The 11,931-nt window shown below is 40.2% G+C and carries 13 protein-coding genes; all 13 read left to right on the plus strand.

Annotated features, from left to right (window positions below; translation table 11 throughout):
• Positions 1 to 51: 51 nt before the first annotated feature.
• Positions 52 to 936: a prephenate dehydratase gene (pheA, locus tag L1765_RS01795; protein WP_236403800.1), complete on the plus strand. Its 885-nt coding sequence runs from the start codon at positions 52 to 54 to the stop codon at positions 934 to 936.
• Between the two features lie 345 nt (positions 937 to 1,281).
• Positions 1,282 to 2,181 carry a branched-chain-amino-acid transaminase gene (gene ilvE, locus L1765_RS01800; protein ID WP_236403803.1) on the plus strand — a complete coding sequence of 300 codons (900 nt, stop codon included), beginning with the start codon at positions 1,282 to 1,284 and terminating at the stop codon, positions 2,179 to 2,181.
• Between the two features lie 130 nt (positions 2,182 to 2,311).
• Positions 2,312 to 3,010: a SafA/ExsA family spore coat assembly protein gene (safA, locus tag L1765_RS01805; protein WP_236403809.1), complete on the plus strand. Its 699-nt coding sequence runs from the start codon at positions 2,312 to 2,314 to the stop codon at positions 3,008 to 3,010.
• A 109-nt stretch (positions 3,011 to 3,119) separates the two neighbouring features.
• On the plus strand, positions 3,120 to 4,142 hold the full coding sequence (locus L1765_RS01810) for a phosphotransferase (protein ID WP_236403811.1): 1,023 nt from the start codon (positions 3,120 to 3,122) through the stop codon (positions 4,140 to 4,142).
• A 76-nt stretch (positions 4,143 to 4,218) separates the two neighbouring features.
• Positions 4,219 to 4,965, plus strand: coding sequence for an NAD(+) synthase (nadE, locus tag L1765_RS01815; protein WP_236404023.1), 747 nt, complete (start codon positions 4,219 to 4,221; stop codon positions 4,963 to 4,965).
• Between the two features lie 59 nt (positions 4,966 to 5,024).
• Complete coding sequence (locus L1765_RS01820) at positions 5,025 to 5,705, plus strand: Crp/Fnr family transcriptional regulator (protein WP_236403814.1); 681 nt, start codon at positions 5,025 to 5,027, stop codon at positions 5,703 to 5,705.
• 318 nt (positions 5,706 to 6,023) lie between these two features.
• The gene (locus tag L1765_RS01825; RefSeq protein ID WP_236403817.1) at positions 6,024 to 6,674 is read left to right on the plus strand and encodes a HoxN/HupN/NixA family nickel/cobalt transporter; all 651 of its coding nucleotides are present in this window, start codon (positions 6,024 to 6,026) and stop codon (positions 6,672 to 6,674) included.
• A 379-nt stretch (positions 6,675 to 7,053) separates the two neighbouring features.
• The gene (locus L1765_RS01830) at positions 7,054 to 8,154 is read left to right on the plus strand and encodes a hydrogenase small subunit (protein ID WP_236403821.1); all 1,101 of its coding nucleotides are present in this window, start codon (positions 7,054 to 7,056) and stop codon (positions 8,152 to 8,154) included.
• Positions 8,151 to 9,866 (plus strand): nickel-dependent hydrogenase large subunit, encoded by a 1,716-nt coding sequence (locus L1765_RS01835; RefSeq protein ID WP_236403822.1) that lies wholly within the window; start codon positions 8,151 to 8,153, stop codon positions 9,864 to 9,866. Before L1765_RS01830 ends, L1765_RS01835 begins: the two co-directional genes overlap by 4 nt.
• 12 nt (positions 9,867 to 9,878) lie before the next feature.
• Entirely contained in the window at positions 9,879 to 10,646 is a 768-nt protein-coding gene (gene cybH, locus L1765_RS01840; protein WP_236403825.1) for a Ni/Fe-hydrogenase, b-type cytochrome subunit, read from the plus strand.
• Positions 10,647 to 10,651: 5 nt separating this feature from the next.
• On the plus strand, positions 10,652 to 11,140 hold the full coding sequence (locus L1765_RS01845; protein ID WP_236403828.1) for a HyaD/HybD family hydrogenase maturation endopeptidase: 489 nt from the start codon (positions 10,652 to 10,654) through the stop codon (positions 11,138 to 11,140).
• A complete protein-coding gene (locus tag L1765_RS01850) occupies positions 11,137 to 11,553 on the plus strand; it encodes a hypothetical protein (protein WP_236403832.1) in 417 nt (138 codons plus the stop codon). Before L1765_RS01845 ends, L1765_RS01850 begins: the two co-directional genes overlap by 4 nt.
• A gap of 27 nt (positions 11,554 to 11,580) precedes the next feature.
• The gene (locus L1765_RS01855) at positions 11,581 to 11,931 is read left to right on the plus strand and encodes a hydrogenase maturation nickel metallochaperone HypA/HybF (RefSeq protein ID WP_236403834.1); all 351 of its coding nucleotides are present in this window, start codon (positions 11,581 to 11,583) and stop codon (positions 11,929 to 11,931) included.

Here is an 11,931-nt window from a genome sequence, read left to right on the forward strand (position 1 = left end):
TTGGTCCCATAGTAGAGTGTATAGAAAAGAAAAGGATAGGAGCAGAATTGAATGAGACGGAGAATAGCTTTTTTAGGTCCTCGGGGAACATTTACAGAAGAAGCAGCAAGGGCAATCTTTCCTGATGAGGATAAAAATGAGTGGGTTCCTCGCAAAAATATAGCCGATTGTTTAGAGACCACCTATCGAAAGGAGACAGATTTTGGAGTGGTCCCCATTGAGAACTCCATTGAAGGATCTGTCAATTTAACTTTGGATTGGCTGATTCATGAGGTGAACCTTCCCATCTTGGCTGAAATGGTTCTTCCCATCACTCAGCATCTCCTGGTGGCGAAAAGAGAGATTCCCATAACACTTAATCATGTGGAAAAAGTTTATTCACATCCCCATGCGGTAGCACAGTGTCATCATTTCCTAAGAGAATGTCTTCCCCATGTGGAAGTGGAATATACAAACAGCACGGCTGAAGCTGCCCAATTTGTGGCGAACAGCCCGGAAAAACCGTGGGCTGCCATTGGAACAAGTTTGGCTGAAGAAATCTATCCGCTTAAAATCCTTCATCATCAAATACAGGATCATACCAATAATTATACTCGCTTTATTCTTGTTGGAGAAGAAAATGCGTTTATTGGGCATTCTGAAAAGCAGAAAACAAGTATTTTGGTTACATTGCCTTCTGACTTCCCAGGGGCCTTGTACCAGGTGTTGGCGGCGTTTGCCTGGAGGAAAATCAACCTCTCCCGCATTGAATCCCGTCCCACCAAGAAGGGCCTTGGAAGTTACCATTTCTTGATCGATATCGAGCAAGGAATGGATGATGTTCTTCTTCCCGGGGCCTTTGCCGAGATAGAAGCTATCGGTTGCGAAGTGAGATATCTTGGAACATATCCCTGTTTTATGGTTAAGGAAAGCATCGTAAAAAATAAAATTTCCTGAAAAAGTTATCCTATTTTCATTGACTTTCTGAGCGCATGCTCGTATAATGATCATTAAATTAATTTGAATTTTAATGAAAATTCCATCAGATTTAAGATTATATTTGCGAATCAAATCATTTTAAGCAAGTCAGGAGGATATCTAGGGTTCCGTTTCTATATGGAAGGTCTGGTCCGAGGGATATCAGCATCCAAATGATGTACACCGTGAGGAAAAAAACCTCTGCGGCAGGTTCTGACGTCATCCCATTAATTTTTCACGGGTGTTCTCGATGTTAGGATTTTGTTGTAGAGGTATTTCTTTTACACTTAATGGTCTAAATATGGGGTGGAGGTGCCTACTGTAATGAGTAGATGGATTTATTTAAATGGAGAGTTTGTTTCGAAAGAAGACGCAAAAATTTCGGTATTTGATCATGGTTTTTTGTATGGAGATGGGATTTTTGAAGGAATTCGTGTATACAGCGGGAATGTGTTTAAACTGAAGGAACATATTGACAGGCTTTATGATTCTGCCCGGTCTATTATGCTTGAAATTCCCATGAACAAGGAACAAATGATACAAGCTGTGGTTGAATCTGTTCGAAAGAATGAATTAAAGGATGCTTATATTCGTCTGGTTGTATCCAGGGGTGTCGGAGATCTGGGGTTAGATCCCTTCAAATGTAAGAAACCAGAAATCATTATTATTGTGGATAATATTTCTTTATTTCCCAAAGAACTTTATGAAAATGGTCTTCCTATAGTTACAGTGCCAACCAGAAGAAATGTACCAGATGCTTTAAATCCAAAGATTAAGTCGTTAAACTATTTAAATAACGTATTGGTGAAGATTGAAGCCAGCTTGGCAGGTGTGAAGGAAGCTTTAATGCTAAATGCCCAAGGGTATGTGTCAGAAGGTTCCGGTGACAATGTCTTTATCGTCAAAAAAGGGGTCGTTATCACACCTCCATCCTATTTGGGAGCCCTGGAAGGAATTACACGAAATACCATCATGGAAATTGCCGAGAAGCTTGGATACACAGTAAAGGAAGAGCCATTTACCCGTCATGATGTCTATACTGCTGATGAGGTTTTCTTAACCGGAACCGCGGCAGAAGTTATAGCCGTTGTACAGGTTGATGGCAGACCGATCGGAAGCGGAAAACCTGGAAACATTACAAATCAACTATTGGAAGAATTCCGTAAAGTAGTTACCACAGATGGAGTTCAAGTTTATGAAGGAATCGCCGAAAAGGCCGTTTAATCCCGGTGTCGGGTACCTCGAAATTTGTCGAATAAAAAAAACATCCGCAGAGAAATCTGCGGATGTTTTTATGAGCAAAACGCCCATGGGTGCATATGATATAATGAAATTTTCGCCTAGGGAGGTAGTCATGTTGAAAATTCATGTGGTCCAAAAAGGAGATACCCTTTGGAAACTGTCAAAGAAATATCAGGTGGAATTTGAAACTTTGAAAAAAGTAAATTCTCACCTTAAAGATCCGGACGTTTTAAGGCCTGGAATGAAAATTAAAATTCCCACCCCTGGATTTCCTGTAAAACCAAAAAAGGAAAAAGCTTTTATTCATCCTGTAACACCCGTAGAGGAAATCGTTGAAAAAAAACAGATGGAAGCTACAAAGGCAGAGATTTCTAAAGTAGAGCATAAATCTGAGATGTTCAAAGCAGAAGTTAAAGAATCTCTGACCGTAAAAGAAGAATCTTCAATTGCAAGGAAAGATGAATCGGCAGATTCTTCAGCCAAAATGAAAAGTTACCCCTATCCGATGTATTCCATGAATCCAATGGTTCCAACATATCCGATGTACCAAACTCCCAATATCCATCACCACCATCCAGAAAGGGACTCCATCGAATCCAGTCCGCTTACCTTTCCCCAGCAAATGACGATGGGAACCATTCCCTATGGATGCTGCCCCATGTATATGATGGGACAGGTTCAACCTTATTATGGAATGAATTCCTATCCGATGAATCCATACAATTTCAAGCCCTATGGAACATACTTTCCAATGCCCGTGGTTCCGCCAATGATGATTCCTTCTTTTGAAGAAGAAAGTTCCAGCTTTTAATTTCTAACCGGCACTCTCTTTTGAGGCCCGAAATGACCCTTCTTTTTGATCAACTCGGGCTTCAATTCTTACATATGCATGTTCCCGAAGATTGAAGGAGGCATTGATCATGGACATTCTTTTCCAAAAAGCGTCTCATTTTCTCGGAGAAAAAATATATCTATGGAAAAAATGGGGGAATCTTTGGTATATTGGGGCCTCCCATGGGGCATACATGATGAAATCATACCCGTCTGACAAAGACTTGGATTGGCTTCATTCGTTGTCAACCCAGGTGATAAACAATCAATTTACCAATGTGTGTTCCTTTAGAGTAAAAAATGGGGTTCCTTTTTTTGAGCATCAGGGTCATTGGTTTATGGTCATGCCTTACATACCAGGGCGTCAAATGACTTATCAGAAGATTACGGATGCACAGCAAGCGGCAGTTTCTTTAGCTCAGTTCCATCAGGCAGCCCAGAGAATCAAGGGCGGAAAAGAGATAACGGGGATACCTTTATATGAGAAATGGATGCAGCGAGTAAAGAATTTTGAAAGGTCTTTGGAAAAGATAGGTCTAAATTATCCCAAAAGTCCATTGGAGTTATGGATGATTCAAAATGGGGCTAGAATTCTAAAGGAGGCCTATCATGCTTTAGAAGAGCTGCCGATGTCTTTATTAAAAGAACTTACATTCAAAGATGCCGCAAAATCTGCTGTAGCCCACCGGGATGTAGCCAGTCATAACTTTTTAAAAACAGCAGAAGGAGAGGTCTATATTATCGATCTAGATACAGCGGGCATTGATCTTCAATTGGGAGATTTGGTCCAATTGATTAACCGGGTTATGGTTGAACAAAATTGGAACGATTATTTTCTTGCCGATATTGTGAATCGATATCAGGATTATATTCCTTTAGAGGAGAGGGAGTTAGTTCTTCTCTCATTTTTACTACGTTTCCCTTCAGATATCATGAGAGAGATAAACGGTGTTTTATTCAAAAAAAAAGGATACCGGCAAAACCGGGTATTTCACTTTATTAAGCGATATGAAGGTCAATGGAATAAAAGAAAAGAGGTTATTCGTTCTTATTTGAAGCTGTTTCCTGTTCTCCATTACTCATCTTATGTAAATATTTATGACAAAGCTTGACAAGAATGGTTATAATAGAGTTGAGGCTCTATGCACATCAATAAATCCATTATAAAAAGGGGAGTATACCATGACGTTGGATGAAAAAATTGAAAAAGTTGTGGATTGGCTGCGCGAAAAAGTGAAAGAAGCAGGGGCCAACGGGCTTGTTGTCGGAATCAGCGGTGGGGTTGACTCTGCCCTTGTTACCTTTCTGATAAAAAAGGCATTTCCTGAAAACTCCCTGGGAGTCATCATGCCAATCAAGAGCAATCCAAAGGATAGGGAAGATGCGTTAAAGGTGGTGGAAGCTTCTGGTATCTCATATCTTGACGTGGATCTTTCCGAAGCCCATCATGTGATTTATGGCAAGGTCACTTCTGCATTAACTGAGAAGAAGTTAATCGAAGAAGGGACAAGTCTTAGGATGGCTGATGCTAATCTAAGAGCCAGAATTAGAATGAGCACCTTATATACCGTTGCCAATTCGTTAAATTACCTGGTGGTGGGAACGGATAATGCCGCAGAAACCTATACCGGTTATTTTACAAAATATGGCGATGGAGGGGTGGATATCCTTCCTATCTCCAATTTAACTAAACGGGAGGTAAAAAAGTGGGCTGCCCATTTGGGTGTACCAGAAGCGATTCTTACTAAAGCGCCATCTGCTGGTTTATGGGAAGGACAGACAGATGAACAGGAAATGGGGACCACCTATGATATGGTGGATGATCTGCTAGAAGGAAAAGAGATTCCGCAAAAGGACAGGGAGATCATTGAGAGAATGCATAAACGTTCCGAACATAAACGGATGTTGCCCCCGTCTGCTCCTAAATTTATCTAGTAAAGAAAATGAGAAGACTATATGTACTTGTAGAAGTCAATCTATCGGGGGGAAGCTGAATGCCCACTAGGATGAAATTAACTGATATCGATTTAATAAATGTTTTAAGTTCTCCGTCTTGCAGCAATTACTTTAAAGAGTTTAAAGAGAAAAAATATACCAAGAAGGAGATACTTTTTACTCCGAAAGAACAGGATAATTTTGCTTTTTTAATTAAGTCTGGTAAAGTACGTGTTTATCTTGTTAATGAATATAAAGAGTTTACATTATCTATTTTAAGACCTGGAGATATTTTTAGTACACATACCAGGACTTTTTGCCAAGCTTTAGAAGATACTACTATTTTAGTTACCGATATTCAAGTTTTAAGAAAGATAATCGCAGATATACCTGATGTAGCATTGGTTATGGTTCATGTTCTTGGTGTTTTACTTAAAAATTCTATTACGATTATTAATGGTTTGGCTTTTAAAGAGGTTCGCTTAAGACTGGTAGAATTTTTAATTTATGCGGTAGAGGATATTGGAATACAAGTACCAGAGGGTATTCAGCTTGATATGGGTATGTCAACAGAGGATATAGCGAATATGATAGGGTCATCCCGTCAAACCGTATCGACGATATTGAGTGATCTACAAAAAATGGAAATTTTGGAGAAAGTAAATCGACATACGTACCTTATTAAAGATCTAAAAAAATTAAAAGACTTGGTTCACGAATGTGATGACCCCTTAAAGTAGAAATAGGAAAATATCTCTCCAAATGGGTTTTAATAAATAAAGGGATTATTCAATTTTAAGTAGATAAAAAACTTTTGGCTTTTCCGTTTACTGTCAGCTGTACGACAGTAATTTTTATTTGCGTTTGTTACACTGAAAAAGAAATAATCTATTTTGCTTTTTCGCCAATTGTCATAGTTCATAGGGCACCGAAAAGTGTAGAACTGGGATACCAAAGCTTCATCAGGATGCGTGGAAGTAATCCATTAGGATGTGGTGGAAGTTTGCTGAAATTATCTTTATGACTCTCTAGATAGAACGGGAAAGGAAGAAAAGGAATTGATTTGGTTTTCATCATTGATTGTTACTTCATTTTTACTAGGTGTTATCCATGCTTTCGATTATGATCATGTAGCCGAGATGACTGATTTTGTCAGTCAGGATCCGCGACCTTCAAAAGTCATTAAATTCGGCATTAAATTTGGTTTAGGACATACTACTACTGTGTTTATCATCGGAAGTGTCGTATTGGCCTTTAAATATTCTTTGTCAGTCACTTTTAATAGCTCTTGGGAGCTTTTTTCAGGAATATTGTTAATTGCGTTGGGGATGTGGTCCATTTATCGTCGATTCCTTAGAAAACAAAAGTTAAAATCTGAAGGACAAAGTCAAACAAAAATGGATCAAATGGTATTTACCTATGGCCCACTTTTAACAGGGATTGTAACGGGTATGGCAGGAACGGCGGGGGTATTATTGTTTGGTCCTTTAAATGCGGTAAATACGGTAACTGGAGCGATGGTACTCATTATATTTTATGGCATTGGCGTGACACTAACCATGGTTATCTATGGAGTAATGGTGGGACGTTTTTTTTCATGGTCATATCGTTGGAAGTATGTAAGCAAGGGAATGTGGTTTTTAACTGGAATGTCCAGCCTGGTGATTGGAGTTATTTGGATATCGCGGGCTGTGACGATCCTTCGTTAATTTCATCGGTGATCACACTCCCGGAATGTTATTCAAAAATTTCTTAAACATGCAGATCGTTTTCACTAATGTTTGCGGTAGAATTACTTGATAAGTTAATCATATAAAAAGATTAATAGTTTATAAAATTCTATCAAGTTTGTTATTAATTAAAAGGCATAAAACTCATCTATCTTATTAAATCAGACGTTATTACTTTTTGTATTTTCTTCAGTTGGCATTCTTAATTACAAATATTTGTCAAATATATTTTATAAAAATAATTTATTTCTGATTTAATCATTTAAAATTCAAATTATTATTGATATAATTCTTGGTGGTTATTAAACGTGCTTGATTAAGCTTAAACTGTACAAGATGGGGAGAGGTGTTAAGTGGAATGGGGAAAGTAAAAACCATTTATGATCATGCACTGGAAAGGGGGATGACACGTCGAGACTTCTTGAAGATGTGTACCGCCCTTGCAGCAACTATGGGGTTAGATTTTTCAAACACTGAGGAAGTAGTTTATGCCATGGAGTCAAAGGAACGTGTTCCAGTGATATGGCTAAATCAACAAGCATGCACAGGCTGTTCAGAGTCGTTCATTCGCACGACACATCCAAAAGCTGAAAGCGTGCTGTTAGATATGATCTCACTGGAATATTTTGAATTGCTATCGGCAGCGTCTGGTCATCAGGTAGAAAGTGCACGGACTGATGTGATAGAGAAGTATTACGGGAAGTATATTTTAGCCGTTGAAGGTAGTGTCTCTTTAAACGACGAATATCTCACTATTGGTGGAATGTCTGGAAAGGAATTGTTACTAGAAACCGCCAAAGGTGCAAAAGCAATTATAACCTATGGGACCTGCTCTTCGTGGGGAGGGATTCCCTTTGCAAATCCCAATCCTACCAATGCAGTAGCAGTAAAAGATATCATAAAGGATAAACCGATAATTTTGGTGCCAGGTTGTCCTCCGATCGCTGAGGTTATGACAGGGGTTATCGCCCATATGATTACCTTTGATAGGATTCCTGAGCTCGATCATCTTGGTCGGCCAAAGGCATTCTTCAGACACCGTATCCATGATAAATGTAATCGACGAGCATATTTCGATGCGGGCTTGTTTGCCGAATCCTTTGATGATGAAGGGGCAAAGCAAGGGTATTGCTTATATAAAGTAGGTTGCAAGGGACCAACGACTTACAGTTCTTGTGCTGAAATGCGTTGGAATGGAGGGGTTAGTTATCCCATTCAATCAGGAAACCCTTGTCTCGGTTGTACGGAACAAAACTTCTGGGACAATGGACCATTTTATACGCGAATGGCGAAAATACCAGGAACACAAACGACGATTAATCCGGATGAAGTGGGATTATATGCCGTTGGGGCAACTGCTGTGGGGATTGCTGCCCATGCAACCGTTACAGCGCTGAAGAAGAACAATGATAAAACATCAAATGGTGATGTACATTCTGGAAGAGGTGAGAATCAGTGAGTGAAAGAATTGTGGTAGATCCAGTAACCCGAATTGAAGGTCACTTACGGATTGAGGCAGATATCAAAGATGGAAAAATTGAAGAGGCTTATAGTTCAGGAACATTAGTACGAGGTTTGGAGTTAATTGTAAGGGATCGAGATCCAAGGGATGTTTGGGCCTTTGTTCAACGAATCTGCGGTGTTTGCACAACTGTTCATGCTTTAGCCTCGGTTCGTGCGGTGGAGGATGCCCTGGAAATTCAGATTCCGCGGAATGCCCATTTGATTCGGGATATTATGAATATGGCGATATTTATGCACGACCATGTGGTTCATTTCTATCACTTGCATGCCTTTGACTGGGTGGATGTACTGAGTGCCTTGAAAGCGGATCCAAATGAAACCAGTCGAATTGCTCAATCCATTTCCGATTGGCCCAAATCATCTCCAGGCTATTTTCGCGATATCCAAAATAAAGTTAAAACTGTTGCGGAAAGTGGGCAGTTGGGTATTTTTGCTAACGGCTATTGGGGTCATACTGCGTACAAGCTTCCCCCTGAAGTGAACTTGTTAGCCGTGGCTCACTACTTGGAAGCCCTTGACTGGCAGAAGGAGATTGTTAAGATTCATACAATCTTTGGTGGGAAAAACCCCCATCCGCATTATGTCGTTGGTGGTATGGCTACTCCTTTAGATATCAATAGTGATAATGGTATTCATGCTGAACGATTAATGCATGTTTCACAAATCATTGATCAAGCGAGGGAGTTTGTAAATAAAGTATATATTCCAGATCTGCTTACCATTAGTTCCTATTATAAGGATTGGACTTATGGTGGCGGGTTAAGTAGTTATTTATCCTATGGAGATTTTTCGACTGGAGATATACGGGATGTGAATCTGTACCGAATGCCCCGGGGAGTCATATTAAATGGCAACCTGAATGAGGTATTGGACGTAGATCCGAAAGATCCCGAGCAGGTAAAGGAGTTCATTGATTATTCATGGTATAGCTACGATGGAAATGAGAGTGATGGTAAACATCCATGGTCTGGTGAAACGAATTTAAATTACACAGGTCCTAAGCCACCATATGAATATCTTGATACGAATCAAAAATACAGTTGGATTAAATCTCCGCGTTGGAAAGAGAATCCATTGGAGGTTGGTCCATTGGCTCGGATGATCATAGGGTATGCCTTGGGTCGGGAAGAGTTCGTTTCAGCAATTGATGATACCCTTAAGAAAATGGAGTTGCCTTTTTCGGCTCTACAATCGGCGTTGGGTCGTACCCTTGCCCGTGGACTTGAAACAGGGATTATATCCAATTGGATTCGTAATGATATGGATGCTTTACTTAACAATATTAAGAATGGGGACCAAGTCACCTTTGACCGTACGAAGTGGGAACCGAAAACGTGGCCTAAGCTGGCCAAAGGGGTGGGATGGATGGAGGCCCCACGCGGTGCGTTAGGACATTGGATTGTGATAGAAGACGAGAAGGTAAAAAATTATCAAGCCGTTGTTCCAACCACGTGGAATGCATCTCCAAAGGATCATAAAGGTCAAATTGGGGCCTATGAAGCGGCTTTAAGAGGAACCCCAATTCGTGACCTGGAAAGACCCTTGGAGATTCTAAGGATTGTTCACTCATTTGACCCTTGCTTGGCCTGTGCTGTTCACCTGACAGATACAGAACACAAAGTAACAACCGATATTCGTATCGGGTAAAGGGGGATAGCAATGGCAATCTCCGAGAATGAATTGCAGTTAGAAAAGAATCAATATAAGATTTTTGATCCAGAGGGCGTTCGTAGGGCTGAGCAAGTTCACCTCCATTCGGAAAAGGTATATGTATGGGAATTACCGGTACGTATTTTCCACTGGGTTAATGCGTTAAGCATCATTATTTTGATGATTACCGGCATATATATTGGCAGACCTTTTATCTCGGCATCCATACCGGAAGAGGCATATTATTCTTACCTCATGGGTTGGGCCCGTTACATTCATTTCTTTGCCGCATTTGTCTTCACGATTAATCTGGGAGTGCGCTGGTATTGGGTATATAAGGGAAATACTTATTCTAAATCCAATCCTTTGAAAAAAAAATTTTGGACGGGTTTGTGGGAGACCATCAAATATTATCTATTCTTAAATAATAAGAAGGAACATTATATTGGGCACAACCCCCTTGCTGAACTAAGTTATTGGGTTTTTATTGGAGCAGGCTCGATTATCATGATGTTGACGGGTTACTACCTGCTAGCTGAACCCAGACTTGATTCTTTTATGGGGATTTTGTTTGGTTGGATTCCTGCATTGTTTGGTGGTGATAGTTTCTCAGTTCGCTCCTGGCATCATATCGTGGCATGGGGATTCATGGTCTTTATGGTTGTTCACGTTTATATGGCGTTTCGAGAAGATTGGCTGAGTAAGAACGGTACAATGTCATCCATTTTTACCGGTTATAAACACGAAAGCAATCATCAAAATGGCGAAAAGGAATGATCCCAATGATCATAAAACCTGTCGAAAATAAAATTACGATCTTGGGAATCGGCAACCCCCTTTTTACAGATGAGGGTGTGGGTGTTCACACCCTTTCCCCTTTAAGAAAAGTTTTTGCTGATCAAGATGATATTGAAATTATTGATGGTGGGACCGATGGCCTCCGTTTATTGGGACCGGTGGAAGAGACAGACTATTTATTGATTATTGATGCGATTAATGCAGGAAAAGAACCGGGGACCTTGATTACGTTAGAAGGAGAAGAAATTCCCAAATATTTAGGAGTGAAAATGTCTTTTCACCAGCTTGGTTTTCAAGAGGTACTGGCCATGGCGAAGTTCCGAGGTAGCCTTCCAAAAGAGATGTTTATGTGCGGAATTCAGCCTAAATCCTTGGAATGGGGTGCTGAAATGACTGAAACGGTAGCCAAACAACTGCCAAAATTGGTTGAGATGGTGGTTGATAAGGTGAAACAGTGGAGGTCATATCGGTGAACCGCAGACAATTTTTTTTGCAGATCGGGAATGACCTCACTCAAACTATCCAGGACCTGGTTTTCGACTATTTACACGAAAAGAAGGAAACGATGAATGCTCTTGTAGATGAACTAATTGATCTTAAATGGATTCCTATAGGAAAGTTCCATCCTGCAACTTTTGACATGATCCAGGAATTTTATATTAAAGGGAAACCGGTTTATGTCTATTCTGATGGGAAAATCATGAAAGCAGTTGGCGGGATTTGTACGGCATGCCAATCTATAACAATATGGATTGCCCATGAGAAAAAAATCAAATGTACGCAATGCGAAGGAAGTTATTCGATTGAACAGGAAGAAGGGACGCTTCCATTGGAGAGTTACCCAACGAAAGTTGACGACGATGTCTGGTACGTTGCTGCTGTTTAAAAATCTTAAATAGTTAGGAAGATCACCATGCATGAAATGGCGTTAATGGGAGATATCCTTAATTTGGTTTTACGGGACGCAACACAACGTGGTATCAAGGAAGTGAATAGAGTAAGCTTAACCGTGGGTGAACTAAGCAATGCCATGCCTGAGGCCCTTGAGATGGCTTTCGATATTTTCAAAGCACAAGGAATTGAAAGGATATCCAGGAATGCTCAGTTAACGATCATTCATGAGCCTGCTTGGGCACGTTGCACGATCTGCGAGAAAGAATACAAACCTGATCGGCGCATTGCAGTATGTCCTAGTTGCTCCTTACCAACGGGTAAACTGATTTCTGGGGAGACATTAGCCATTGAATCCTATGAAGGGAGTTAG

This window comes from Microaerobacter geothermalis, assembly GCF_021608135.1.
Classification (GTDB): Bacteria; Bacillota; Bacilli; order DSM-22679; family DSM-22679; genus Microaerobacter; species Microaerobacter geothermalis.